This is a genomic window from Kineobactrum salinum (assembly GCF_010669285.1).
Lineage (GTDB): Bacteria > Pseudomonadota > Gammaproteobacteria > Pseudomonadales > Halieaceae > Kineobactrum > Kineobactrum salinum.
The window spans coordinates 2570353-2595382 of the sequence record NZ_CP048711.1 but is presented as its reverse complement, the minus strand read 5'-3'; the positions used below and the strand labels follow the sequence as shown (position 1 = coordinate 2595382).

Here is a 25030-nt window from a genome sequence, read left to right as displayed (position 1 = left end):
TTCCAGCGCGGTCAGAAAGAGCTGATGGAGATGGCCTTGTCCTCCGAGGCCAGCTCTGTTTCCAGCGCGCTGAGCTGTTGTTCCATCTGCCCGAGCTGGCCGCCCGGCAGCTCCATCGCCGCCAGGTCCTGAAGGAATTCGCGGGCTTCGTCGAGATGCTTGTCCGCGAGGTGAAGCGCGACGATGTCGGCGTACTTCTTCAACAGCTTGGTTTCCGATGTCCGCAGCGCGGGGTTGTCGGCATCCAGCTGGCGGGCCGAAACGATTCTGTCGTAGGCGGTGCGCAGCGTCTTCCTGGCCTCCGCATTGTTGCCGAAAATTCCGGGTTTTTTATAGGGTGTCGCGATAATCGCATCCGCTGAGGACAGAATACTGACGGCTTCCTGGTGCTGTCGCTCTGCATAGGCAACCTCCTCTCTCAGGGTACCTACGATGGCCGCCTCGGGCGCAATGCGCTGGAGCTGATCCAGGTAGTCCTGGGCCGCACGGTAGTCTCGCGCCCTGTTCGCCTCACGGGTCAGGCCCGCCAGGTAGGTCGCTACCTCCTTGAGGCCGCGGCTGGCAGCGGGGCTGTCCCCCTGCTGCTGCACCTTGAGATAGATGTCGGCCAATTCACCATAGTTGCTCTGACTCACCGCACCCAGTTTACCCGCTCTTGCCAGCAGAGCCTGGCTCGGGCCCCGCGAGGCCGGAGCGGTGGATGCAGGCCGCTCCTGCACCGCAGACTGTTCCCGGGCCGCGGCGCGTGCTGCGGCCAACTGCTGCTGCCGCTGAACTTGCTGCTGCTGTGCCTCCAGTCGCCGCCGCAGCGCGGCTATCTGCGCTGCATCGGCGTCGATGGCCGCCAGCGCATCAATCGCCATCCGTGCCTGGTCGAGCTGGCCCGAGGCGATTTCGGCGGCGGCATTGTTTTCCAATTGCTCCGCCAACTTCCGCCGCAGGGCCAAGGCCTGGGGCTGGCGGGGCTCAAGCGCCAATACTTCACGTAACTGGGTAGCGGCATTGCCGCCCCGCGGCAGATACAGATTCCCCTTTTCCATCAAGGCAGCGGCGCCGGCCAACAGGGCCGCCACCCGCTCCCGGCGAGCCTCCTCCGCGGCCTGTTCCTGCTTGCGGCGGTCGCGCGCCGCGATCAGCTCATTTTGCACGGCCGCATACTGGGGATTCGATGGCGAGAGGATCTTGGCACTGATCAGGTTGCGTTCTGCGTCATCCAGTCTGCCGGCGCCGATCTCGTCGCGAGCGAGCGCGATATGGCGCCTGGCGATGTCCTCGAAACCGTTGAGAGCGTCGACGTTGGCCGGGTCCAGTTCCAGCACCGCATTGTACTTTTCAACAGCGTTATTGCCGGCGGGGGCATTGAGCCGCTGTGCTTCGATATCGGCTGCCGCGGCGGCCAGCAAGGTTTGTATTTTCCGGGCCCGGATGGCCAGCTCCTGCCGACGCTGTTCCAGCTCGCGGCGAACGGCTGCGCTTTCCTGTTCGCGTTCGCGCAACAGGCGCTCGGCGCTGCGCTCTTCCTCAGCAGCGACATATTGGCGGGTATCCGCCATATCCGGGTGCTGCGGGAATATCTGTACAGCCGCCGACATGTAGGCTCGCGCCCGGCCGAACTCCCCCTGTTTGGTCTGGTCCCGCGCCTGGCTGAGAAACCGGCCGGCAACCCGCTGGATACCAGCGCGGGCAGTCTCGTTGTCAGGATCGATGGACAGCACCTGCTGGTACTTGTCATAAACGTTGTCGCCGGCCGGGCTGGTCAGCTTGCCTTCGGCGAACAGGCTGTCAGCCGCATCGAGCAGGCGTTTTATTTCCCGCGAGCGGGAGGCGGCGACGATGCTTTGCTGCTGGGCCGAAAACAGTTCCCGGCGCAGCAGATTTTGTTGCTCCAGCAAGTTCTGGTCTTCGATATGAAAATTGATCTGCGAGGCATAGTTCAACACCTCGGTGGCGGCGCCGTATTCACCGGCAGCGATCATGTCGCCGGCCTGTTCGAGATACATGCCGAACAGCCGGGTAATAGCGAGCCTGGCTTCGGTATCGTCAGGCGCGAAGATCAGCAAGCTGGTGAGATAGTGCTGGGCATTGTCCTCGCCGGAGCCATAAAGGCGTCCCTCTGTCATCGCCAGGGTAGCCGCCTGTTTCAGTTCATCCACCTTGCCGTCCAGGCCAGCGCCCGCCACCGGTGGTGTATACAGTGGCGGCGGCTCCGTCGGCGTCTCGTCTCCCGCCATCCACCAGCCACCGGCAGCCACGATCAGCAGCAGGCCTACAGCACCGCTGCCGGCCTGCCAGCTGCGCTGCCGCAACAGACCCCGCCAACCATGAAACTGGCTCTTGCTCATCCCGGTCCTGGAGGGTCGTACCCGGCGCCGGGCGGCGCTGTCCGTTGACAGCGCGCTGACCGGCGTACGCATACCGCTGGCGCCCAGCTTGCTGCGGAAGTCCGCTTCGCTCAGCACCTGGGTTGGCGCCACCCGGTGGATCAGCTCGTAGTGTTCTTCCTCCAGCTCCTCCAGCGCGTAGATGAACTCCATGCCGCTCTGGAAGCGGTTGTCCGGCAGCTTGGCCATCGCCTTTTCGATAAAGAACTGGAAGGCCGCCAGCTCCCCGGGCAGCTCCGGAATCGGCTCGGTGACATGCATGATGCTGACCTGGATCACCGAGGCGCTGTCATAGGGGCGCCTGCCGGTCAGCATTTCATAGAATATGGCACCCAGGCTGTACAGGTCGGAGCGACCGTCCAGCTCTTTGGCCTGGGCCTGTTCCGGGCTCATGTAATGGGGGGTACCGATGACCGTTCCCACCAGGGTCATCTGCTCCTCGATGTCGGTCTGCCGCGCAATGCCGAAATCACACACCACCGGGCTGCCATTTTCCCGCATCAAAATATTGGCGGGCTTGATATCACGGTGGATGAAATTCTTGCCGGCGGCATAGTGCAGTGCACTGGCAACATCCTTGACGATGCGGATGCTGTCAGCCAGCGGCAGCCCCTGCCGCATCAGGCTCTTGAGGTCCCCCCCGGGCAGGTATTCCATCGACATGTAGCGGTAATCGCCGTGCCTGCCGACCTCGTAGACCGGCACAAAATTGGGGTGGGTGAGCTGCGCGACAATGCGGGCCTCCCGCAGGAATCGCTCGCCGAAACTGGCGTCGCTGAGCAGCCGCGGGGACATGACCTTGAGTGCGACCCGGCGCCCAAAGCTCTCCTGTTCGGCAAGATAAATCGTCGCCATCCCGCCTTCACCGAGGATGGAGTCGATTTTGTACCCCGGAATGTCAGGATAGTCCATGCGAGGAGCCGGGCGGAGTAGAACGCTAAATGTGATCGCTCACTATAGCACCGTGTCCATGCCCCAAGAAAGCCAGCCCGCACCATCCCTGACGGGATTCGGGAACCTCGTCACATTGTCGCTCCATCCAGCCCGACATTAGCCACAACCCCGGTGCCCATTTCGGCTATGCTCTAGTCCAGACCAATGAAAAGGACCCGAGCGATGATCCTGGACTCAGATTTGACAGACGAGATGGAATTGCTGCTGACATTCGACCCGAGCAGCGCCCAGTTGGGGCTGAAAATACACAGCAGCGCCGCCCCTGAAGTTATTGCCGCGGCCCGGCGACTGTATGCCAAACAGCTGATCGACCAGGAGGATGGCGGCTTTCTGACCCCCCTGGGCCACGAGGCGACGGAACATATGCAGGCGGTATACCAGATCCTGACCACTACGCCGGCAAAAACCAGCTGAGGGGGGCCTCCCGGCGCGACCCACTATCCGGCCAAATCCTAAAACCCCGGCTGGTGCCGAAGCCAGGCGGCACCAGCCTGCTGCGATCGGGGCAGTGATCCGCTATAGTGCCTCACCAACCTGCTGGCAGTGCTTACTGATATGGCCCTGAAGTCCACCATTTTCAAACTCGACCTCAACGTCGCCGACCTGGACCGCCAGTTCTACCAGGACTTTGCCCTGACCCTGGCCCGACATCCGTCGGAAACCGATGAACGCATGATGCTGCGAGTGCTGGCCTTTGCGCTGCATGCCGGCCCCGGGCTGGAGTTCGGCCGCGGCCTCAGCAACGATGAGGAGCCCGGCCTGTGGCGCAGGGACCTGACCGGTGCCATCGAAACCTGGATCGAGCTGGGCACCCCCGATCCGGACCGGCTGCGCAAGGCCTGCTCCCGGGCCCGCCAGGTGATTCTCTACAGCTATGGCGACCGGGCGGTCCCGGTGTGGTGGGACAAGCACGGCCCGGCGCTGACCCGATTTGCCCACCTTGAAGTCTGGCAGGTGGCGGACAGCGCCTGCAAGGCACTGGCGGCACTGGCCAGGCCGGGCATGTCACTGCAATGCACCATTACCGAAGGTGAAGCCTGGTTCAGCGGCGACCAGGGTTCGGCCAACGTCAAACCGGCCGCACTCAAGACCGTCGTGAGCGGCGGCCACCAACAGGGCTGAGAGGTGGTACGGTGGCGCCGATTTCCAGGTCGCAAACTGCGCCTGGTACTGATCCTGCTGGGGGGCCTGTCCCTGTTTCAGTACCTGACCCTGGGCGAGATCAGCTGGCACCGTGGCGCGCTGGACAGCATAGGTTCCACGCTGCGGGAATACGCCACTCGCCCGGAGGCTGCCTGGCGTCGCGCCACCGGCAAACTGGAACAGGTCGGCGCTGCGCGTGAAGGGACACCGCCGTCGGCGTTTGACCTCAGCGGCCGGGTCGTGCGGGTCGCAGACGGCGACAGCCTGTCCCTGCTGGACCGGGACAACAAACAACACGCAATCCGTCTGTACGGCATTGATGCGCCCGAGCGCGACCAGCCCCACGGCGAGGCAGCCGGAGCCGCCCTGGCCGCCCTGGTGGAGAACGCGCGGATTGGCGTGACGGTGATCGAAGAGGATGACTACGGCCGCCTGGTGGGGACCGCGTATGCGGACGGCACCAATATCAACCTGGCCATGGTCCGCGCGGGACACGCCTGGTGGTACCGGCACTACGCCCCCGTGAACATGCTCTCGCCGCCGCAGAGCAGGAAGCCCGGCAAAACGGACGCGGGTTGTGGGTCGGTAACGCGCCAGTGCCGCCCTGGGACTGGCGGCGCCAGCAGCGGCTGCAGAACGGCCGCGCACGCTGAACCGTAGACGCAGGCGCGGCCATTGCTGGCAGGCTTCGGATGCCGGTCCGGCTGTGATGGCAGTAGTTCCGCTGCGGCAATTGGGTTAGCATCGCTACCACAGGGCGGCGTCAAAACGGGGAGCACACACAGACGCAGGCCATAGTCCGCCGCCAGGATGGCAGACCCTCCCTCCGACACGAGAGTTCCGATGAAACCTCTGCTACTGACCCTTTTGCTGGTCCTGCTCACAGCGTCCCTGACACTTGCCACGGCGCGCGCCGCAGAGCCAGTGCAGGCCTCGCTGGCCAATGAGCTGGAGGCGCTGTCTGAGTCGGTCTGGCGGGACCCCTGGCAGGCCTACCGCCAGTTGCAACAGCTGCGGGAGCGTATCGACACCGCCAGCGACTCTCTCAGACTCCAGTACTACCTGAATCGGGCCCAGGCCCTGCAATGGCTCTACCTGCAGGAAGATTTTGAAGCTGCCATCGAAGCCGGCCTGGCACTGGTGACCACGCAGACCCCTGCACGGCACAAACTGTTTCTGGAAATCCTGCAGGGCATCAGCGAGCGGCGCAATGTGCAGTATGAGCGTTCCATTGAACTGCTGGAGCAGACAGCAGCGGGCGCGGCCGCTGCCGATCAGGATTTCATGTATGTGCTGGCACTGGCCGAACTCGCCTTTACCCGCAGCCTGAACGGCTATCACGAAGCAGCCCTGCTGGACCTGCAAACGGCTTTCACCGCTGCAGGCGAGTTGCGCAACCGCTTCCTGATAGCGATGGTCAATGAAGTGTACGGCGCTGTCTACGCCTATATTGACGAGTATGAAAAGTCCGTCGAGCACTACCAGAAAGCGCTGGACACCTACACAGCCCTGGATTACCGGGGTTACGAAGCAGAAGCCGTCAATGGCCTGGCCATTACCTACCGTTACTGGGAGCGGTGGGACAAGGCGATTGCCAGTTTCGAACGCTACCGGCAGCTGACCGAGTTCAATGGCACTGAACACAATATCTTCGTCGCCCACTACGGCCTGGGCATGACCTACGCCGAGCAGGGGGACTGCGACTCTGCGCTCAACGCCATCGAGCGGGCGCTGGCGGTCAATGGACCGGCGGACTTCAAGGCCGAGTTGTACAAGCGCCAGGCGGTCTGCCTTGCCCAGGCGGGCGCAACGGCAGAGGCACTGGCAGCGCTGGAGCAGGCCCGCAGCATATTCGCCGGCATTCCCGAACTGCAGGGCACACGCTGGGAAATCGAAGTGGACAAGTCAGAGGCCCTGGTACTGGCACGGCAGGGCCAGTACCAGCGTGCCTTCGAACTGTTGCTCGCCTATCATGAAGAGCTGACTGCCCTGCTGACCCGCAATGCCTCCGAACGCTTTGTCAAACTCCAGGCGAGCATGGAAAATGCGCGCAAGGATATCGAGATCGACCTGCTGAAAGAGCAGGCCCGCGCCGACACGCTGGATCTGGCCCGGCAAAAGCAGGCCAACCTGCAGCAGCGCGCCACCATTCTGTCCTGGGTCGCCTTGACCGGCATCACGCTGGTGTTTCTGGTACTGCAGCGCCGCAACACCCTGCGTTTTCGCGAGTTGTCCTCCCGCGACGGCCTGACTGGGCTGTTCAACCGCCGCCATATCTTTTCCGTGCTCGAACAACATACCGCCGGCCTGTCCCCGGAGAAAGGCAAGTTGGCGGTGGTCCTGCTGGATATCGACGATTTCAAGCGAATCAATGACAGCTTCGGCCATCCAGTAGGCGACCACCTGCTGCGCGACATTGCCGCCATTGGCAGCAAGCTGCTGCGCAGCGGCGATGCGATGGCCAGGCTCGGCGGCGAAGAGTTTCTCTGCGTGTTGCCCCGCGCCAGCGCAGATCAGGCGGCAGCGGTGGCACAGCGGCTGGTACAGTGCATCCGCGAACATAGCCTCAAACTGGAAGACGGAAGCCAGGTAGCCGTTACCGTCAGTGTCGGCGTGGCCTCTTTCGGCCCCGGCCGTCAGGACGCGGCCAGTATCTATGCGGCGGCGGACCGTGCGCTGTACCAGGCCAAGACCCATGGCAAGGACCGCGTGATGCTGGCATCGCCCCAGGGCGGCTTCGTGGCACCCTTCACTGGACCCACTGGACCTGCGCGCTGACAACCGCAGACATCAGGCGTCAGCTTATTGCGCTACTGTGAACGGCCAACACGGCCTCGCCACGCCGGCCCGGCGCGGCTGCTGGCGGTCAGACCGGGTCCAGCACCACTACCGGAATCCTGCGCCCGGTGGCCTCCTGGTACTGCGTATAGGGGCGAAGATGTCGACCATTTGCCGCCACAGCTGCTCCCGCTCCTCGCCCTCCGCCTCGCGGGCAACGGCCTCGAACTTGTCCGCGGCCACCTGCACGTGCACACGGGGATTGTCCCGCAGATTCAGAAACCAGGCCGGATGCTGGGGCGCGCCCCCTTTGGATGCGATAACACAATAGCCCTTGCCCGCGCGGCCATAGATCAGCGGAATGGTCAACGACTGGCCAGACTTGCGTCCCTCCGTGGTCAGCAGCAGGGTGGCGATCATTCCCTCGGCCCCGACGGAGGAGGCATCCCACAGGTGCCCGTCGGCGCCATCGGTTGCGATATAGCGGGCGAGGTGATCCTTGACCCAGTCTGGCAGGTTGTCGGCAATACGTTGTTCAGTCATGGTGCTTGCTCCAGATAGTATTCGACGGGACTGACCCCGGTTGTCATAGTAGCCGACCTGCCGGGCAGGGCAAGCGTGTTCCGGATGATCCGCACTGACCACCCGCTGTGTTACTGTGCTTCCGCCGGCGCGCTTGACCCGTTAACATCAGTATATTTCGCTGGCCGGCAACCGGGCCGCTGCCCGCATCATTCAGCAGGAGACCATGATGATACTCAAGCGCACACTGGCCACGCTTGGCCTGCTCGCCGCGGCCACCGTCCAGGCGGCCGGCAATACGCCGGCGGGGCATGCAGACAGGACCCTGGAAATCTATCGCCACATCATTGAAGTGGATACCTCCAAGAATACCGGTAATACGCCAAAGGTCGCCCGCTACCTAGCGGATCAGCTGATCGCCGCCGGCTTCCCCGAGGAGGACGTGCGGGTGATCCCCAAGGACAACTTTGCCAGTCTGGTCGCGACCTACCGGGGAGATGGTTCCTCCGGCAAAAAGGCAATCCTGCTGCTGGGCCACATGGACGTGGTGGAAGCACTGGACACGGACTGGGAACGCCCCCCTTTCAAGCTGACCCAGGATGACGTCAACTTCTACGCCCGCGGCTCCATTGACAACAAATTCGGTATCGCCCAGCTCACCTCCACGTTTATCCGCCTCAAGCAGGAGGGCTTCGTCCCCAACCGCGACCTGATCCTTGCATTTTCCGGCGACGAAGAGAGCGACATGATTACTACGCGGATGATGGCCTATGACATACCGGAAGTCGCAGAGGCCGAGTTTGCGCTGAACTCGGACGCCGGCGGTGGCAACCTGGATGCCAGCGGCAAGCCGGTCAGCTACAACATCCAGGCAGCGGAGAAAACCTACGCCACCTGGGAGATCACGGTGCGCAATCCCGGCGGCCACAGCAGCCAGCCGCGGGACGACAACGCCATTTACGAACTCGCGGATGTGGTCAAGGCGATCCAGAACCACCGTTTCCCGGTGCGCTGGAGCGAAATGACGCTGGCCTATTTCCAGCAGGTGGGCCAGCAGATGGGCGGCGAGCTGGGCGACACCATGGTTCGCTTCGCCTACAACCCCGACGACAAGGAGGCCGCCGAACGCCTGCGCACGGAACCGGCCTATGTGGGCGCCACCCGCACCACCTGTGTCGTCACGATGCTGGAAGCGGGCCATGCCGAAAATGCGCTGCCGCAATCTGCCACCGCCACGATCAACTGCCGCATCTTTCCGGGCATCCAGGTCAGCGATATCCAGGCCGAACTGGAGCAGGCGATAGCCAATACCGGAGCCGAGTTCGAGCTGCTGGGTGAGCCGGTCGAGAGTCCGATTTCAGAGCTGCGCGAAGACGTGGTGGGCGCTATCAGCAAGGCCGTCCACAGCCGCTATCCTCAACTGCCCCTGATCGCCTATATGGCGCCCTACGGCACTGATGGCATGCACTTTCGCAGTGCCGGCATCCCGACCTGGGGCATCAGCGGTATCTTCATGGATCCCGACGAGATGTTCGCTCACGGACTCAATGAGCGAGTGCCGATCAAGGCCTTTCACGATGCGCTGGACCACTGGAGCATCATCCTGCGGGAACTGGCCGGCAATGACTGAGCGGACGAATTCGACACACTGCCGTCCGGTACCGGGATTGAGGAGCACACCATGAATAATATTGTCGCCTGCATCGATGGCTCCCACAGTTCACGCTCCGTCACTCTCGCTGGTGCCTGGACCAGCCGGGTTCTGCAAACACCGCTGCAACTGCTGCACGTGCTGGAAAAACCCCCCGCGCCGCCGACCCAGGATCTGTCCGGCGCGATTGGAATGGGTAGTCAGGAGCAGCTGCTCGAGGAACTGACCGCGCTGGATGAACGCCGCGAACGGCTGGCTCTGGAGCATGGCAAACACATGTTGCAGGAAGCGGATACCATCGCCCTGGCGGCGGGCGCCTGCGAAATCCAGCGCAAGCAGCGCCACGGTGACCTGGTGGAAACACTGCAGGAGATGGAGAGTGAGACCCGGCTGCTGGTCATGGGCCGGCTGGGTGAGGACCACGACATCGAAGCCCAGACCATCGGCTCCCATCTGGAAAGCGTGGTCCGCCGCGTACACCGGCCCATCATGGTGGTGATGCATGAATTCGCCGAACCGCGACGTTTCATGATCGCCTACGATGGCAGCGAAACCGCCGGCGAGGCGTTGGCACTGGTAGCCGGCAGCCCACTGCTGCGGGGCCTGCCCTGTCACCTGGTCACTGTGGGTCCGCTGTCGGAGGAGCGTGCCGGCCAGGTGCGCGGCGCGCGCGACACGCTGGTGGCGGCTGGCTTTGAGGTCACCAGCGCCAATCTGGAGGGCGAGGTCCAGGCCGCGCTGAGCCAGTATCATCGCGAACAGGCCATCGACCTGATGGTGATGGGTGCCTGGGGCCACTCGCGGATCCGCCAGTTTTTCGTCGGCAGCAACACCACCCGGATGCTGAGCCACAGCGACATAACCCTGTTGCTGTTGCGCTGAATCCTGTTACCGAAATCCCCGCGGGCCAGCGCCAATGCACACAATATTGTTCCAGCAGCAGTTGATCACCCCCTCCAAGATCATCTGCGTGGGCCGCAATTATGTCGCCCATATCGAAGAACTGGGCAACGAGGTGCCGGAAGAGATGGTGGTGTTCCTCAAGCCCAATTCGGCGCTGGGCGATACGCTCTACGCTGTGCGTGGGGAGCCGCTGCACTATGAGGGTGAAATCGCTTTTCTGGTCCAGGATGGACGCCTGGCCGGGGTCGGATTCGGACTGGACCTGACCAAGCGCGGCCTGCAGGCACGGCTGAAGGCAAAGGGCCTGCCCTGGGAAAGAGCCAAGGCCTTCGATGGTGCCGCGCTGGTCAGCGAGTTCGTGCCACTGGCGGGGCCGGTGGAGGAACTGGGACTTGAACTGCGCGTGGACGGCGCCGTCCGCCAGGCTGCAGGGGTTGCGTTGATGATGTATCCGCCCACGACGATTCTCGCCAACCTGGCGGGCTTCATGGGCCTGGAAGACGGCGATATCATCATGACCGGCACTCCCGCCGGCGTGGGCGAGATCGGCACGGGCCAGTGCTTCGAGGGACGCATCACCCGCGCCGGCCAGACACTGGTCAGTGCCAGCTGGGTCGCGCGCCAGGAATAAGCGCGCACACCGGGTGGTGTCCGGCAGCCCCGGCGCCTTCACGCCACTCAGCAATAGTCCCGTTTTGCGGGATTGTGAAAGCCACAATTTTACAGTAGCTTTGGGGGAACCCACAGAGTGGCGCCCCATGCAGAATATCCTGAAACTGGACCTGGCGGGTCAACCACGCGGTTGGATCACCGCCCAGGAAGCTGTCTCCGCCTACGCCAGAGGCGATGTCGTCTATGGCGTGGGGGAGCCTTTGCCGCCCATTCTGGGCGGCATCCAGCGCCTGACCGGCAAACGCTCACGGATCGACCTGCAACCGATCATCGCGTTGCAGGGGCGGGTGCGGCCAGGTTTCAGCCTGCCCCTGTGCAACCGCACGCTGTTTCGGCGCGACGATCATCGCTGTCTGTACTGCGGCCATCAACACGCCCGTGCCGACCTGACCCGCGACCATGTACTGCCCACCTCCCGCGGTGGCACCGACCGCTGGGAGAACGTCGTGGCCGCCTGCCGCCGCTGCAACTGGCAGAAGGACAACCGTACTCCCGAGGAAGCCGGCATGCCGCTGTTGGCTGTGCCGTTCCGGCCCAATACCTGGGAATGGCATTTTCTGGCCAAGGAGCGGGTGCTGGCAGACCAGATGGATTACCTGTCGCAGCAGTTCAAGGCGGAACGCGCCTGGGCTCACTGAACCGCCAACCCGTGCAGCCGCCGATCAGCCCCTGAAGTAGCGCTGTGGCACGAAGGGCATCCGGCTCACGGTGACAGCCACCTGCTTGCCGCGCACATCCACTGCCAGCTGGGTACCGGGTTCGCCCAGATCGCGCTGCACATAGGCCATCGCTATCGGCGCACCCACGGTGGCGCCGTAAGCGGCGGAACAGATCTCTCCCACAACCTCGCCACTTTCGGCCAGCACGGTCTGTCCTTCCCGCACCGGACGCTTGCCCTCGACCATCAGCCCGACCCGGCGCAAAGCGGGCTTGTTGACTATCAGCGGCAGAATCATGTCCGCACCCGGGAAACCGCCGGGGCGCTCACCTTCGGGCCGCCGCACCTTGCTGATGGACCACAGCAACCCCGCCTGGATCGGGTCGGTGCGCTCGTTCAGCTCGTGACCATACAGGCACAGCCCCGCCTCCAGGCGCAGGGAATCGCGGGCTCCCAGGCCAACCGCCTCGACCTCGGGCTGCGCCAGCAGCAGGCGCGCCAACGCATCCGCCTGCGCGGCCGGGACCGAGAGCTCAAAACCGTCTTCACCGGTATAGCCGGAGCAGGTGATATAGGCATCAATCCCGTCGATAGTCGCACGCATGCCGTGCATGAATACCAGGGTCGCCGTCTCCGGGCACAGCCGCGCCATCACCTCCCGTGCGGCCGGACCCTGCAGCGCCAGCAGCGCTTGCTGCTCCAGCACTTCCAGCGTCTGACCATCGAGATGCGTCCGCAGATGGGCAATATCCTGTTGCTTGCAGGCCGCGTTCACGACCAGAAAAAACGTCTCCGGACCCCAGCGGGTGATGATCAGGTCATCCAGGATCCCGCCCTTGTCATTGGTAAACAGTGCGTAGCTCTGACGCTGTTCCGCCAGGCCCAGCACGTCCACCGGCACCAGCGATTCCAGCAATTCGGCAGCACCGGGGCCACGCAGGACCAGCTGGCCCATGTGGGAGACATCGAACAGGCCCGCCGCCTGCCGGGTATGCTGGTGTTCGCGAATAATGCCGGCAGGATATTGAACCGGCATGTCGTAGCCGGCAAAGGCCACCATGCGGGCACCCAGTTCACGATGCAGGGCATCCAGGGGGGTGAATTGCAATGTCATGGGATGGCTCTCCATCAGCGCACAGTCGCAAACAAAGCCAGCACTCTAACCACAGTGCGGAAGCGGCGCAAGGCGGCGCCCCTTGCCGAAACCGCCGCAAAAGTGTAAAACGCCGACTGCCCGCCAGCGCAAGGAAAGCCCGTGTCCAAATCGCATTTCAATACCATCAGCCTCATCGGTATGCCCGGGGCCGGCAAGAGCACTGTCGGTGTTTTGCTGGCCAAACTCAGCGGGCTTGCATTCAACGACACCGACCTCGCCATCCAGACAGCCGCCAATGCTACCCTGCAGGAGATCGTGGACAGCCGCGGCTATCTGGCACTGCGGGCCATCGAAGAGGAAATACTGTTGGCCGTGCCGCTGGCAGGCGCAGTGGTCGCCACCGGCGGCAGTGTGGTCTACAGCGAGGCGATCATGCAGCGCCTGCGGGCGGCGGGACCGGTGGTCTATCTGAAGGTCGGGCTCGCCGCCCTGGAGCGGCGGGTCGCGGCGGCGCCCAATCGCGGCATCGCCTGCGACGCAGGCGACAGCTTTGCCACAGTGTACGAGGAGCGCACGCCACTGTACGAGCGCTACGCGGACATCATTGTGGATGCACAATCCGGCGATTCACAGCAGGTAGCCAACCGTATCATGGCGAGGCTGGCCACGGTCTAGTCCGGGGACACGTCCGGACACGGGCACTCTCAGTGCCGGACACGCCCGCGAGGGCAGCAGACCCGCCAGAATGGTGCTTTGGTGCATGGCACGAGTCTTGCTCTGACTCTTGCAGGCGGCCCGTGTGCGATCAGGAACGTCAGGGAAGACGAATTACAGGGAGGTAGGCAAACGCAAGGATCCCAGGGATGGGCGCGGGCCGCCGACTATTGTAGCCCCGCAGCTCCCGGGCAGTCGGTCGACAAATTTTCCTTATCACCAGTCCAACAAAATTTTGATTTACTCCCCGAAAGCGCTGAGTGATATTGCGCCGGAATTGGTGGCCATAAACCATCCGGAGGTGACCATGACTCAGCGCACACAAGAACCCGCCCCCAGCGATTCCCTTGAGGACATGTTTGAGCCAGGGCTGGAGCTTTCCGAGGACGATTTCGAGGAGCTGGTGCCCGCTTCAACCGGCAAGCAACGGCTGGCGGAAAAACGCCGCCGCGCCGAGCAGCGCCTGGAACAACGGCGTCTGCGCGAGGAGCTGGGCTACTATGATCTTGAACTGGAAGATTTCTAGTGCTGTGACCCCACCGCCGCCAGCGAGTCTGTCCACCCGCTCCCGTTCTGTCGCGGGCATCTGGCGAGCCGCCACCCTGAACTAAACCTCCACCCCGTCAAAATGCCGGGCCACCCGCTCAAGCAGCGGCCGCTGGGCTGAGCTGCTGTGGTATACGAGATTCAGCTGCCGGGTGAAGGCGGGAGCTTCCTCCACCGGCGCCAGGCCCAGTGCCGCCAATGGCTGCTCCAGACTGGCGGGCAAAAAGCAGGCACCGCCAAACTCCGCCAGATAATCGCTGGCCAGGTCATTGAGGTTGGTGTGCAGCCGGGGCACCCGCCGCTCGCCAAATCGCTTGCTGTGAAAGCGTGTGAAACCGCCGCCCCAGTCAAGGAAGACATAATTGCCGCACAGGGCCTGCTCAGCTGATTCACCAGGGCGAGAACTGTACAGACGCAGGGTCAGCCGGCCGATGGCTGTGCTTTCCAGCTCGGCGATCCCTGGCGGCTCATAGGCGATGGCCACATCGAGACTGCGGTCCAGCAACTTGCGGATGAGCTCCCCCGGCTCGCGGCTCTCCACCCGCAGCGCCAGTTCGGGCTCCTGCCGTTGCAAAGTATGCAGGCGCTGCTGCAGCGCGGCACTCCAGATGCCGGTGCGAACTCCCAGGTACACCCTGCCGGCAACCTGGTCAGCCGACTGCATCTCCCGCCGGGCCCGGTCCAGGGCCTGCAACACGCTTTCAGCGTGAGGCACCAGGCGTTCACCCTCGCTGCTTAGCTGGATATTGTTGCGGTGGCGAATGAACAGCGGCGCCCCCAGAGCGTCCTCCAGCTGCCGGATGCGGGCACTGACCGCGGCCTGGGTGATAAACAGGTTCGCGGCCGCCCGACCAAAATGACGGGTATTGCGGACTTCGAGAAATGTTCGCAGCAATTCCGTATCCACGGGGGCCCCCTGAAGCGACTCGCACAGCTTAGCCCCCATGGCCCATTAATCAACTCCCACAGTAGATATTCGCTCCGCGCGGGCAATAACCCTTCTGCTGCGCGGCCGGGCGCGCTAGCATAGCGTCAAAGCTACAGGGAGCAAGAACCGATGCCAGAGTTGAAGCGTGAAGTCAAACCGGTGGAAATCAACTATGTCTGTGATGCCTGCGGCCAGGGCATGATGTCCGCCTGCAGCACGATGGATCCGAAAACCGGCGACATTGAACACCGCTGCCTGATCTGTGACCATCAGCAGGTATTCAAATGGCGCAGCTATCCCCGGGTGGAACACCACGGCCTGGAGGAAAAATTCTAGCGGACACCCGGATTTGGCTGGCCGTCGCAGCGCGGGATCGAGTCAGATTTATCGATTGAGGCGAGCAGCGAGCCCTGATTCCGGGGCTGTTTCTCAGACCTGCAGCAACAGGTGTTCCCGTTCCCAGGAACTGATCACCCGATTGAATTCCTCGAACTCGTCCAGCTTGACCGCCGCGTAGGCGCGCAGGAACAGATCACCGATCATGTCCTGCAGTTCCGGCGTATTATGCAGGTTGCGCAGACCCTCTTCCAGCGTACGCGCCACTTCAACATCATCCTCGTTGGCCGTGCCCTGGTGGGGCTGGGTCGGCGTCAGGCCCTGCTTCATGCCCAGATAGCCACTGGCCAGTGTCGCCGCCAGGGCTAGATAGGGATTGGCATCGGCTCCGGGGAAACGGTTCTCGATGCGGGTGGCCGCGGGTGGTCCCCAGGGTACCCGGAACGCGGTGGTGCGGTTGTCCATGCCCCAGTTCAGATTGATCGGCGCCGAGATATCCGGCGCCAGCCGCCGGTAGGAATTCACGTTCGGCGCATACAGGCTGATCAGCTCCGGCGTGTAGCGCTGCAGACCTGCAATATAGGACAGGAAGGCGGGAGTGTGGGTGCCGTCCGCTTCGGCAAAGATATTCTCGCCGGTATCGGCGCGCACCACGCTCTGGTGGATATGCATAGCGCTGCCCGGTTCGCGCTGCATGGGCTTGGCCATGAAGGTGGCATAGATGCCGTACTTGTGCGCGGTCTCACGCACCGTGCGCTTGAAGATGAAGACCTGGTCCGCCAGGCTCAGCGCATCGCCATGCAGGAAGTTGATCTCCATTTGCGCGGCGCCGTTTTCATGGATCAGGGTATCGACCTGCAGTTTCTGCTCGTCGGCATAGTCGTACATGTCCTCGACAAAGTCCTCGAACTCGGCCACGGCATCGATGCTGTAGGACAGGCGCGCCGATTCGCGCCGCCCGGAGCGGCCCTTGGGCGGCATCAGCTCGTAGTCCGGATCGGTGTTCCTGGCGACAAGATAGAATTCGACTTCCGGCGCCACCACCGGCTTCAGGCCCTCGGCAGCGTAGAGATCCAGGATATGGCGCAGCACGTTGCGGGTGGAAAGCGGATGCCGCTCGCCGTTCATCTTGTAGCAGTCGTGGATGATCTGGGCGGTGGGCTCGCGGGCCCAGGGCACCACCCGCAGCGTGGAAAGGTCGGGCTTGAGGATCATGTCGGCGTCAGTGGGCTCGACGAAATCCCAGTGATCATCGCAGTACTCGCCGGTGACCGTCTGGATCATGATGGATTCGGGCAGCTTGGGATCACCCTGGCTGAGAAACTGCTGCGCCGGGATAAACTTGCCCCTGGCGTTGCCGGTCATGTCGGGCACCAGGCACTCGACTTCGGAGATCTTGTGTTCTTTCAACCAGTCATGAATCGCTTGCGCATCGCTTTGCATACAGGGGCCATGGCGTGAAAAAAAGTCAGTATCGCAGCACTTGAAACCCCGGAGCAAGCAGGCCGCCGCCAATAACGTGGTATGCTGCCCCAAATCCGCTCCTGCGTATAATACCGGCATGCAGCACGAAGCTCACCCAGATTCCTGGTACGCGGCGACCGCCAGGCCACTACTTGATTTTCCTGCCCTTGAGGGCCAGGCCACCGCCGATGTCTGTATCGTCGGCGGCGGCTATACCGGCCTGTCCACCGCAATCCATCTGCGCCAGCGTGGCTACAGTGTCATACTGCTGGAAGCCAACCGGGTCGGCTGGGGGGCCTCGGGGCGCAATGGGGGCCATGTCGGTACCGGCCAGCGCGCCGGGCAGGACCAGCTCGAGAAATGGGTGGGGGCCGATCACGCCCGGGCCCTCTGGCAGCTGGGCCTGGAGGCGGTGGCCACCGTCTGCGAGCTGATCGAGCGCTACCAGATCGACTGCGAACTGAAGACCGGCAACCTGCACCTGGCCTCCAAACGCAGCCATGCGGCGGAGATTCGCGAGCATGTGGAACACCTGAATTCCACCTATGCCTACGACCGGATCCGCTATGTGGACGGCGATGAACTGGCAACCCTGACCTCGGGTCAGGGCTTTCACGGCGCCTCCCTGGACCTGGGCGCGCGCCACCTGCATCCGCTCAACTACGCGCTGGGCCTGGCGCAGGCGGCCGCGGCGGAGGGGGCCCGCATCCACGAAGGCAGCCGGGTCACCGCCTACCACGAAGGCGACAAGGTCCGGGTCAGCACCGACCGCGGGGAAGTGCGGGCGGATTTTCTGGTACTGGCCTGCAACGGCTATCTGGAGCGGCTGGAACCACGGACCGCCGGCCGTATCATGCCGATCAACAACTACATGCTTGCCACCGAACCCCTGCCAGAGTCACTGGCGCGGCAGTTGATCCGCGATGACACCTCAATGTCGGACAGCCTGTTCGTGATCAACTACTGGAAGCTGTCCGGCGACAACCGGCTGCTGTTCGGCGGCGGCGAGTCCTACAGCCGGCGCTTCCCGGCGGACATCAAGGGCTTCGTGCGCAAATACATGCTGCGCATCTACCCGGAGCTGGCCGATACCCGTATCGACTACGGCTGGGGTGGCACCCTCGCCATTACCATGAACCGGATGCCCGATTTCGGCCGCCTGTCCCGGCAGCTGTTCTACGCCCATGGCTACTCCGGTCACGGGCTGGCCACCGCCACGCTGGCGGGTAAACTGCTGGCTGAAGTGATCAGTGGCACGGCCGAACGTTTTGACGTGATGGCCACGGTCCCCTCCCATCGATTTCCCGGCGGCACGCTATTGCGCTGGCCAGCCCTGGTGGCAGGCATGTTATTCTATAGCGTCAGGGATCGCCTCGGGTGATCGCAATGCAGCGGGACCCATGTACCAGCACTTTCTCATTACTCGTTTCAATCTCCGCAATCCGCGCTGGACCAGCAGCCGGTCCCGGCACCCGGCCCTCAGCGATGATTGGCTGGAGGAGCGTTTCGCGCTGTTCGACAACTACTGCTTCCCCTGCGTTGCCGCCCAGACCTGCAAGGATTTCGTCTGGCTGGTGTATTTCGATACCGAGACACCGGCCCGCTGGCGCCAGAAAATCGCCAGCTACCCGGCTATCTGTGCCAACTTCCAGCCGGTGTTTGTCGACGGCATGGCCGGCTTCCTGCCCGACATACAGGCACGCATCGCCAACACAGGCCAGCCCTACCTGCTCACCAGCAGGGTGGACAACGACGACTGTGTCAGCCGCGACTTTATCGAGCGGATCCAGCAACAGTTCGTTCCCCGGGAATTCCTGGCCCTGGATTTTGTCGACGGCTACATGCTCGAAATCGCCCCGACCCGGCGGCTGGGGCGAACCCTCAATGCCTACAACCCCTTCATCAGCCTGATCGAGCGCAACCACCACCCCGTCAGCGTCTGGCACAAGGATCACGCCGACTGGAAGCGGGAGCCGCGCCTGCGGCGAATCCGACAACAGCGGATCTGGCTGACGGTGATCCACCACAGCAACAAGACCAACGTGTTCCGCGGCTTTGGCCGGGTCGACGCCGCCGAAGTGAGCAACCGTTTCCAGCTGGCCCCGGACACCGCCGCACAACTGTGGCACAGCCTGCTGCCGGTAAGCCGCTGGTGGTGGAAGAGCGCGCTCAACTACCTGCAGACCACGGCGAACCTGGCCAAGCGCGACCTGAAAAAGAAATTGGGATTTTATCGCGCGTAGCTTCGTCATCCGACAAGTCCTGCGGAGGCAGAGACATCGGCCGGGGCGGGGCGTTGTGACGGCGGGCCAGAGCCTGATCAAGGTGAACTGGCCGGCAGGCCAGATGCATCAGTCCGTCGAGTGGCTGAAGGCGCTCACAGAATGATCCGTATCGAGGAGATCTGACTATGCCGGGAACCGCTGGATATACGCGTCGGTCGCGACCAGATGCTGGCGCGTATCATCAACCGCTTCTTGGCCGGCCAGCCAAGGCCTGAGCCAGGCCTTGGCGCGCCCGCCGGGAGCGGTGCCGGTCAGGGTTTCCGCCAGGTCAGAGGCCACGAGCAGTTGCTCCAAGTCGACTCCAGTGGCAAAACCCAGCTGTTCCATCAACATCACCACGTCCTCAGTGGCGACGTTGCCGCTGGCGCCGGGCGCAAAGGGGCAGCCACCGAGGCTGGCGATAGATGCGTCCAAATAGCGGATGCCGGACTCCACCGCTGCGTAAACGTTAGCCAGGCCCAGGGCCCGGGTGTCGTGGAAGTGGCAGCCGAGCCGGTCAGAGCCGTGGCGGTCCACCAGCGTGCGGGTAAGGTCGCGCACCTGCTGCGGATTGGCCGCGCCAATGGTATCTGCCAGCACAAAACGCTCCGCCCCCAGCGCCAGGAACCGCCCGGCGACATCCGCCACCAATCCCGAGTCGACCGGACCATCGAAGGGACATTCAAAAGCCACCGCCATGGTGATGATAACCTCAAGGCCCTCCTCACGTGCGCGCTCTATGATGGTGCCGGCTACAGTATCTGCTTCCTCGCGGCTCATGTTGACGTTCCTGCGGGCCATGCCCTGGCTGCCGTAGAGCACCATCACCACGGCCTTCACACCCGAATCCCGCGCCAGCTCGTAACCGCGCAGGTTCGGAATCAAGGCGCTGTAATGGCCACCGGCAAGATGCTGCAGGCCCGCGACCACGGAGTCGGCACCGGCCATTGCCGGTACCGCTTTCGGCGACACAAAGCTGCCCACCTCAATGTGATCAAGGCCCGCCGCGCGGATGGCCCCGATCAGCTGCAGCCTCTGTTCCGGAGCCAGTATCCGGGACTGGTTCTGCAGCCCGTCGCGCGGCCCCACATCGTTGACAATGACGGTCTCGGCCATCAGGCAATCACACCCTGTGCTTGCATCGCCTCTATCTCGGCATCCGCCATCCCCAGCAGCCGGGACAGCACCTCCCGAGTATGCTGGCCCAGCAGGGGAGCCGCTGCATACGACTCATCACAGGTGCGGGACAGCTTGATCGGGTTGCCCGGGCCGCGGGTACTGCTGCCGTCCGGGTGCCTGAGTTCCACCACCATCTTTCGATGTAACACCTGCGGGTCAGACAACGACGCACTAAAGCTGTTTACCGGTGCACAGGGTATGCGCTTTGCCTCCAGTTGGGCAATCCAGTGTTCACAGCTATTACGGACCAAGGCTGCGTTCAGTTTCGCATTGATGAATTCCCGATCGGCGAATCGCCCCGGTTGACCGTCGTACTTCGGGTCATCGAATTCCGGAATATCGACCACGGCCTTCAGATTCTGCCAGAAGTTATCGGTGATCACAGCGATAACAATAAATCCGTCAGCGCAGGTAAACGTGTCGTAGGGCACATGCACAAAATGGGAATTGCCTATCGGGTAGGGATCCTCTCCCGAGAGAAAATACATGGTGGCCATGTAGTTGAGCATGGATATCTGGCAGTCCAGCATGGAGATGTCCACATGCTGGCCGCGGCCGCTGCGCTCGCGCTCGTAGAGAGCCGCCAACAAGCCCATCACCCCGAATATGCCGCCGCCGAGGTCGCCGATAGGTATGCCCGCCCGCACCGGGTGTTCGCGGTCGGGGCCGGTGATGGACATGCCGCCGCCGGTAGCCTGGGCAACCTGGTCAAAAGCTGGGCGCTGGTAGTTGGGGCCGTCGGAGCCGAAGCCGGAGACCGTACAGGTAATGATGCGCGGGTTGATCCCGCTCAGGGTCTCATAGTCGATGCCGAGGCGCTCGGGTACACCAGCGCCAAAGTTGCTGAGCACGATGTCCACCTGCGCCACCAATCGATGAAAAAGCTGCAGACCCGCCTCGCTCTTGAGGTCGATGGCGACGCTCTTCTTGTTGCGGTTGAGGGTGATGAAATACGCGCCCATACCGCTCAGGGAGTGCTTTGGGTCATTGGCCAGCAGCTTGCGCGTGCCCTCCCCGGCGAGCGGCTCCACCTTGATGGTCTCGGCCCCAAGGTCGGCGAGTATCATGCCTGCATAGGGGCCGGACAACATGTGGGTGAGGTCTAGGATTTTTACTCCTGCCAGTGGTTTGTTCACTCCGTGATCTCCTCAAGCGCTGACGAATTACCAATCACCTCGGTAATGCAGGTCGCATGCGAACCTGAGGACAACGCCGATCGGCGCAGGCGCAAAGGAATTTTAATCACCGGGTCAATACCTTCAAACTGCCGACAGATCCGCACTTTGTTGGAATTTATGGGACTCACACGGCTGCGACAGTACGAGATTGGCGGGTAGCTCGCCCGCGCGTCCATGTGCATTTCACGCCAGTGTCCGCTTCCTGGATAAACCTTGTCGAGCGATTCTGCAGCCAGATCAGCCGAGGCTGAATCAAGCGCAATGCACACACTAGTACGCAGGACCCGGAGCGCTCCATCCATTACTATCTCGATCTCCACAACAGTGACCCAAAACCGTTTGCCTGGCACCGCAGCGCTGATGAAATCATTTCATCAATAACGCCCCCTCTGACAAACTCAAATAACATGCGTACTTTTGTTAAATGGTCCTAAGAGCGCTTCTGGGAGCGCTGCTGCATGATTCCCTCGCCGTCCAGCGTACCGAGCGAGAAGGGATGGACCGGCTCGACAATCTCCTCGAGGCGCCTGATCTCGGCCTCGCTGAGCTCTATCTCAAGGGCGCCCACGGCGGCGTCGACGTGGGCAGGCTCCAGCGCTCCGACGATAGGTGTCACCTTGTAAGGCGAGTTCAGCATCCAAGCGACGGCGAGCTGGGGCAGAGTGCAACCAAGTTTCTCGGCGCGCTCTGCCAGCTGGGCGACGACGTCCGCCAGAGTCCGCAGCTTGTCTCCCTGAAACGCAGGGTTCTGAGCCCTCCAGTCGTCCTTTGCGAATTTCGAGCTGTCGGTCGGCAACTCGCCACCAAGAACCCCGTGTGCAAGAGGGCCCCAAGCTAAGACCTCCATGCCCCGTTCTTCGCAGAAAGGAATGATGTCCACCGCGATGCGTCGGTCCAGGAGGCTAAAGGGGAGCTGGTTGATGGCCACCTCGCAGTGCGTGGCAATCTCGTTGGTCTGCTCAACGTCGAAATTGGAGATGCCTATATGGCGAACCAGGCCCTCGGCTACGAACGACTTCAGCACTCCGGCTGTCTCCTCGAACGGGATCGTCATATCTGGCCAATGGATCGTGAATACGTCGACGTATTCCGTACCGAGTATTCGCAGACTTCGTTCCAGACCACTCCTGAGAAAACTTTCGTCGCAGTTGCGAAAGGCTCCTTGCTGACTGGCTCCGCGGCGGATTTCCACGCCTCCCTTGGTGGAGATAACGATCTCCTCGCGGCGCGTTCGCAACGCATCGCCGAGCCCCTCCGCCAATCCCGCCTCGGACTTCCCATTACCGTAAACTGCAGCGGTGTCAAAGAAGTTGATTCCGAGGTCTAGCGCGCGCGACACCGATCGTATGCCTCCCTCCCGCACCGCTTCGCCCCATTCTCCGCCGAGCTGCCAGGTGCCGAGGCAGATCCTGGAGACTCTTGCTCCGGTACTGCCCAACGTAGTGTATTTCACTTTAGTTCCCCTTTCGATATCGAGCCCATGTAAGCGGCCGCAGGCGTGGGCGAGTCCTGAGCGGGTCCTCTGGTCTGAGGGTGGCCTCGCGGAGGCCAAGGATCGCGAGGCAGATCAGCATCAGGGGGCCAGCCAGCGGCTGGCGGAACTCGACCAGCCACAAGCCTGACGGTGCCCGCCCACCGACGCGGCCCCGTCACCTCAAGCATCGAATCTTCATCTCTCTGCCGAAACCTGAACACCGTAAGCTCCCCTCCCGTGCCGATTTACCCCCAAGTGTGTTTTAGAATTCACTCCATAGGTGTGTGGGACAGCGCCGAACGTAAATCAGCAGCTCCATCTTTTGAGTATCCATGTAGCCCACCAGATATTCTTCGTCATTCAAATTTTCCACCCAGACCTGACTTCTCAAATAAGATCCGATGTGCCTCCTCGAGGCTAACCTGTTCACCGACGAAGTAATCATTCGCGGGAAGCTCAGGGATCGGAAAAGCCGGCCCATGCTGATCAGGCTCTGAACGGCCTTGTCACCGTTCTTGCCCCTACTGGGCCCGCCTTATTGGTCGGTCTGCGAGCTTCGGCGGAAGAAGGATGTATCAGTCGCCACCGCCTTCGAGCCAGCCCCTTTTCTGAGCTCGTCCTGAGACAGAACACCTCCTGACCACCTGATAGGCCCGGACGTGAGATGCCGCAATACACAGCTTCCGAGTATTGTGTACAATAATGAAATTTAGCCCCGGATGTCAAACTATATATGCCGCATTTTTAGCAGATAGCATGCAATCTGTGAAAGTTGCGTAGAAATGGGCAGGAGAAGTGCGCACGGGTGGGACGAGCGGCACTACTTGCCCATCGTCACCGCCATCTTGAACAGATGGGAGCTTCCTTGAGCGGGCGCCTGTTTGTGTCCACCTATCGCCGCCGACACAGCTCAAGATGCATTTTTTGATCGCAGTGACTACTGTATCTTGGGCGAAAGGCCTGGAGGAACGACGCCTACGCGCCAGGCGCCACTCGTTTACGCGGCGCATTGAACCATCGTTGCAGGGAGATATGGAAACTGCTCCAACGAGCGGACTTTTAACCACCAGTGGCATTCATAAAGCGCACGATATCGACGTGATCCGGATCGAAGTAGTGGCGCTCCGGCTTGCGGGCGATGGCCCCTTCGATTACCCGGCGTAGGCGCTCGGAATCGCCGGGGTGGCGACGTATCAGGTCCCTGAGGTTCGCGGAGTCCTCGTTACCCAAACAGAGCAGTAGCCTGCCCTCGACGGTCAAGCGCACCCGGTTACAGCTGGAACAGAAGTTGTCGGTCATGGGCGAGATAAAGCCGATTTTCGAACCCGAGCCCTTCACCCGCAGGTAGCGGGACGGGCCGCCGGTGTTCTCGTCGCTGGGCACCATGTCGAAATGGTGATGCAGTTCCTCTCGGATGCGCTCACTGGCCACCTGTGTCTGCCCGCGCTCGTGGGAGCTGATCCACCCCAGGGGCATTTCCTCGATAAAGGACAGGTCCATGCCGTTATCGACAGCAAAGCGGGCCAGATCCAGAGTTTCGTCGTCGTTGACTCCCGCCAGCACCACGGTATTGAGCTTAATCCTGCCGAAGTTCTCCCGCTGGGCGGCGCTGATACCGGCGAGGGCGTCCTGCAGCTCCCCCACCCGGGTCATGGCCCGGTAGCGCTCCGGATCCAGCGTGTCGAGACTGATATTGACCCGGCCCATGCCCGCGTCCTTCAACGCCCGAGCATAACGGGGCAAGAGAATGCCGTTGGTGGTCATCACGAGCTCATCCAGGCCTTCTAAAGCGGACAGGGACTCCACCAGTCCCACGATGCCATTGCGGGCCAGGGGCTCACCGCCGGTAAGGCGGATCTTGCGAATGCCCAGCTTGACGAAGACAGCGGCAATGGCTTCCATCTCATCGAAGTCAAGGACCTGCTGCTTAGGCAGGAAGGTCATATCGTCCGCCATGCAGTAGGTGCAGCGGAGGTTGCAGCGGTCGGTCACCGACAGCCGCAAATAGGTAATCTCCCGCTGGAAGGGATCGATCAACTGTTCAAGATCAGAACTCGGGGCTTCGCTGGTCATGCACCGCCCCCGGATCCGCGCCGATATAACTGCCATAATGATAGAACAACATCATATCTCCTTCCGAGATTGTCTGTCCCGTGGGCTGCAGCACCGGTCGTTGCTCCGGCGGGCGA

23 protein-coding genes are annotated in these 25030 nt (G+C 62.4%); 13 read left to right on the top strand and 10 right to left on the bottom strand.

The window, feature by feature from the left end; genetic code table 11:
* Window positions 1-11: 11 nt before the first annotated feature.
* Window positions 12-3293: a serine/threonine-protein kinase gene (locus G3T16_RS11350; protein WP_163495365.1), complete on the bottom strand. Its 3282-nt coding sequence runs from the start codon at window positions 3291-3293 to the stop codon at window positions 12-14.
* Between the two features lie 204 nt (window positions 3294-3497).
* Between G3T16_RS11350 and G3T16_RS11345 the strand changes: the two genes are divergently transcribed.
* The 4 genes from G3T16_RS11345 (at window position 3498) to G3T16_RS11330 (ending at window position 7256) form a co-directional block, all read left to right on the top strand.
* The gene (locus G3T16_RS11345; RefSeq protein WP_163495364.1) at window positions 3498-3749 is read left to right on the top strand and encodes a TIGR02647 family protein; all 252 of its coding nucleotides are present in this window, start codon (window positions 3498-3500) and stop codon (window positions 3747-3749) included.
* Window positions 3750-3890: 141 nt separating this feature from the next.
* Window positions 3891-4457: a YaeQ family protein gene (locus G3T16_RS11340; protein ID WP_163495363.1), complete on the top strand. Its 567-nt coding sequence runs from the start codon at window positions 3891-3893 to the stop codon at window positions 4455-4457.
* 3 nt (window positions 4458-4460) lie between these two features.
* Window positions 4461-5138, top strand: coding sequence for a thermonuclease family protein (locus G3T16_RS11335; protein ID WP_163495362.1), 678 nt, complete (start codon window positions 4461-4463; stop codon window positions 5136-5138).
* Window positions 5139-5321: 183 nt separating this feature from the next.
* The gene (locus G3T16_RS11330) at window positions 5322-7256 is read left to right on the top strand and encodes a tetratricopeptide repeat-containing diguanylate cyclase (RefSeq protein WP_163495361.1); all 1935 of its coding nucleotides are present in this window, start codon (window positions 5322-5324) and stop codon (window positions 7254-7256) included.
* A gap of 108 nt (window positions 7257-7364) precedes the next feature.
* Here the strand turns inward: G3T16_RS11330 and G3T16_RS11325 are convergent, their stop codons facing one another.
* Entirely contained in the window at window positions 7365-7799 is a 435-nt protein-coding gene (locus G3T16_RS11325) for a nitroreductase/quinone reductase family protein (protein WP_232059043.1), read from the bottom strand.
* Window positions 7800-8004: 205 nt separating this feature from the next.
* On the opposite strand from G3T16_RS11325, the gene G3T16_RS11320 reads away from it, so the two are divergent.
* The 4 genes from G3T16_RS11320 (at window position 8005) to G3T16_RS11305 (ending at window position 11642) form a co-directional block, all read left to right on the top strand.
* The gene (locus tag G3T16_RS11320) at window positions 8005-9408 is read left to right on the top strand and encodes a M20/M25/M40 family metallo-hydrolase (protein WP_232059042.1); all 1404 of its coding nucleotides are present in this window, start codon (window positions 8005-8007) and stop codon (window positions 9406-9408) included.
* A gap of 51 nt (window positions 9409-9459) precedes the next feature.
* Window positions 9460-10311, top strand: coding sequence for a universal stress protein (locus tag G3T16_RS11315; protein ID WP_163495360.1), 852 nt, complete (start codon window positions 9460-9462; stop codon window positions 10309-10311).
* Between the two features lie 34 nt (window positions 10312-10345).
* Window positions 10346-10963 (top strand): fumarylacetoacetate hydrolase family protein, encoded by a 618-nt coding sequence (locus G3T16_RS11310; RefSeq protein ID WP_163495359.1) that lies wholly within the window; start codon window positions 10346-10348, stop codon window positions 10961-10963.
* Between the two features lie 127 nt (window positions 10964-11090).
* Window positions 11091-11642: an HNH endonuclease gene (locus tag G3T16_RS11305; protein WP_163495358.1), complete on the top strand. Its 552-nt coding sequence runs from the start codon at window positions 11091-11093 to the stop codon at window positions 11640-11642.
* 24 nt (window positions 11643-11666) lie between these two features.
* Here G3T16_RS11305 and gcvT read toward each other — a convergent pair whose 3' ends face one another.
* Window positions 11667-12776, bottom strand: coding sequence for a glycine cleavage system aminomethyltransferase GcvT (gene gcvT, locus G3T16_RS11300; RefSeq protein ID WP_163495357.1), 1110 nt, complete (start codon window positions 12774-12776; stop codon window positions 11667-11669).
* Between the two features lie 141 nt (window positions 12777-12917).
* Between gcvT and G3T16_RS11295 the strand changes: the two genes are divergently transcribed.
* Window positions 12918-13433 (top strand): shikimate kinase, encoded by a 516-nt coding sequence (locus G3T16_RS11295; RefSeq protein ID WP_232059041.1) that lies wholly within the window; start codon window positions 12918-12920, stop codon window positions 13431-13433.
* A 346-nt stretch (window positions 13434-13779) separates the two neighbouring features.
* A complete protein-coding gene (locus tag G3T16_RS11290) occupies window positions 13780-13998 on the top strand; it encodes a PA3496 family putative envelope integrity protein (protein WP_163495356.1) in 219 nt (72 codons plus the stop codon).
* A gap of 81 nt (window positions 13999-14079) precedes the next feature.
* Here G3T16_RS11290 and G3T16_RS11285 read toward each other — a convergent pair whose 3' ends face one another.
* Window positions 14080-14925, bottom strand: a complete 846-nt coding sequence (locus G3T16_RS11285; RefSeq protein ID WP_163495355.1) for a LysR family transcriptional regulator — start codon at window positions 14923-14925, stop codon at window positions 14080-14082.
* A 150-nt stretch (window positions 14926-15075) separates the two neighbouring features.
* Between G3T16_RS11285 and G3T16_RS11280 the strand changes: the two genes are divergently transcribed.
* Entirely contained in the window at window positions 15076-15282 is a 207-nt protein-coding gene (locus G3T16_RS11280) for a type II citrate synthase (RefSeq protein ID WP_163495354.1), read from the top strand.
* A gap of 93 nt (window positions 15283-15375) precedes the next feature.
* Here the strand turns inward: G3T16_RS11280 and G3T16_RS11275 are convergent, their stop codons facing one another.
* Window positions 15376-16725 (bottom strand): glutamine synthetase family protein, encoded by a 1350-nt coding sequence (locus tag G3T16_RS11275; protein ID WP_163495353.1) that lies wholly within the window; start codon window positions 16723-16725, stop codon window positions 15376-15378.
* A gap of 118 nt (window positions 16726-16843) precedes the next feature.
* Here G3T16_RS11275 and G3T16_RS11270 point away from each other — a divergent pair, with 118 nt between their 5' ends.
* A complete protein-coding gene (locus G3T16_RS11270) occupies window positions 16844-18127 on the top strand; it encodes an NAD(P)/FAD-dependent oxidoreductase (protein ID WP_163495352.1) in 1284 nt (427 codons plus the stop codon).
* Between the two features lie 19 nt (window positions 18128-18146).
* Window positions 18147-18989, top strand: a complete 843-nt coding sequence (locus G3T16_RS11265; RefSeq protein ID WP_163495351.1) for a glycosyltransferase — start codon at window positions 18147-18149, stop codon at window positions 18987-18989.
* 165 nt (window positions 18990-19154) lie between these two features.
* On the opposite strand, the gene G3T16_RS11260 is transcribed toward G3T16_RS11265, so the two are convergent.
* The 5 genes from G3T16_RS11260 to moaA form a co-directional block, all read right to left on the bottom strand.
* Window positions 19155-20126, bottom strand: coding sequence for a hydroxymethylglutaryl-CoA lyase (locus G3T16_RS11260; protein ID WP_163495350.1), 972 nt, complete (start codon window positions 20124-20126; stop codon window positions 19155-19157).
* The gene (locus G3T16_RS11255; RefSeq protein WP_163495349.1) at window positions 20126-21325 is read right to left on the bottom strand and encodes a CaiB/BaiF CoA transferase family protein; all 1200 of its coding nucleotides are present in this window, start codon (window positions 21323-21325) and stop codon (window positions 20126-20128) included. Before G3T16_RS11255 ends, G3T16_RS11260 begins: the two co-directional genes overlap by 1 nt.
* Window positions 21322-21687, bottom strand: a complete 366-nt coding sequence (locus tag G3T16_RS11250; RefSeq protein WP_163495348.1) for a hypothetical protein — start codon at window positions 21685-21687, stop codon at window positions 21322-21324. The genes G3T16_RS11255 and G3T16_RS11250 overlap by 4 nt, the downstream gene beginning before the upstream one ends.
* A 110-nt stretch (window positions 21688-21797) precedes the next feature.
* Window positions 21798-22820 carry an aldo/keto reductase gene (locus G3T16_RS11245; RefSeq protein ID WP_163495347.1) on the bottom strand — a complete coding sequence of 341 codons (1023 nt, stop codon included), beginning with the start codon at window positions 22818-22820 and terminating at the stop codon, window positions 21798-21800.
* Between the two features lie 1080 nt (window positions 22821-23900).
* A complete protein-coding gene (moaA, locus tag G3T16_RS11240) occupies window positions 23901-24914 on the bottom strand; it encodes a GTP 3',8-cyclase MoaA (RefSeq protein ID WP_163495346.1) in 1014 nt (337 codons plus the stop codon).
* Window positions 24915-25030: the final 116 nt, after the last annotated feature.

Bases quoted from the DNA above. Each gene is read 5' to 3' on its own strand.
- G3T16_RS11350 (WP_163495365.1), bottom strand. From the start codon at position 3,293: ATGGACTATCCTGACATTCCGGGGTACAAAATCGACTCCATCCTCGGT.
- G3T16_RS11345 (WP_163495364.1), top strand. From the start codon at position 3,498: ATGATCCTGGACTCAGATTTGACAGACGAGATGGAATTGCTGCTGACA.
- G3T16_RS11340 (WP_163495363.1), top strand. From the start codon at position 3,891: ATGGCCCTGAAGTCCACCATTTTCAAACTCGACCTCAACGTCGCCGAC.
- G3T16_RS11330 (WP_163495361.1), top strand. From the start codon at position 5,322: ATGAAACCTCTGCTACTGACCCTTTTGCTGGTCCTGCTCACAGCGTCC.
- G3T16_RS11325 (WP_232059043.1), bottom strand. From the start codon at position 7,799: ATGACTGAACAACGTATTGCCGACAACCTGCCAGACTGGGTCAAGGAT.
- G3T16_RS11320 (WP_232059042.1), top strand. From the start codon at position 8,005: ATGATGATACTCAAGCGCACACTGGCCACGCTTGGCCTGCTCGCCGCG.
- G3T16_RS11315 (WP_163495360.1), top strand. From the start codon at position 9,460: ATGAATAATATTGTCGCCTGCATCGATGGCTCCCACAGTTCACGCTCC.
- G3T16_RS11310 (WP_163495359.1), top strand. From the start codon at position 10,346: ATGCACACAATATTGTTCCAGCAGCAGTTGATCACCCCCTCCAAGATC.
- G3T16_RS11305 (WP_163495358.1), top strand. From the start codon at position 11,091: ATGCAGAATATCCTGAAACTGGACCTGGCGGGTCAACCACGCGGTTGG.
- gcvT (WP_163495357.1), bottom strand. From the start codon at position 12,776: ATGACATTGCAATTCACCCCCCTGGATGCCCTGCATCGTGAACTGGGT.
- G3T16_RS11290 (WP_163495356.1), top strand. From the start codon at position 13,780: ATGACTCAGCGCACACAAGAACCCGCCCCCAGCGATTCCCTTGAGGAC.
- G3T16_RS11280 (WP_163495354.1), top strand. From the start codon at position 15,076: ATGCCAGAGTTGAAGCGTGAAGTCAAACCGGTGGAAATCAACTATGTC.
- G3T16_RS11275 (WP_163495353.1), bottom strand. From the start codon at position 16,725: ATGCAAAGCGATGCGCAAGCGATTCATGACTGGTTGAAAGAACACAAG.
- G3T16_RS11270 (WP_163495352.1), top strand. From the start codon at position 16,844: ATGCAGCACGAAGCTCACCCAGATTCCTGGTACGCGGCGACCGCCAGG.
- G3T16_RS11265 (WP_163495351.1), top strand. From the start codon at position 18,147: ATGTACCAGCACTTTCTCATTACTCGTTTCAATCTCCGCAATCCGCGC.
- G3T16_RS11260 (WP_163495350.1), bottom strand. From the start codon at position 20,126: ATGGCCGAGACCGTCATTGTCAACGATGTGGGGCCGCGCGACGGGCTG.
- moaA (WP_163495346.1), bottom strand. From the start codon at position 24,914: ATGACCAGCGAAGCCCCGAGTTCTGATCTTGAACAGTTGATCGATCCC.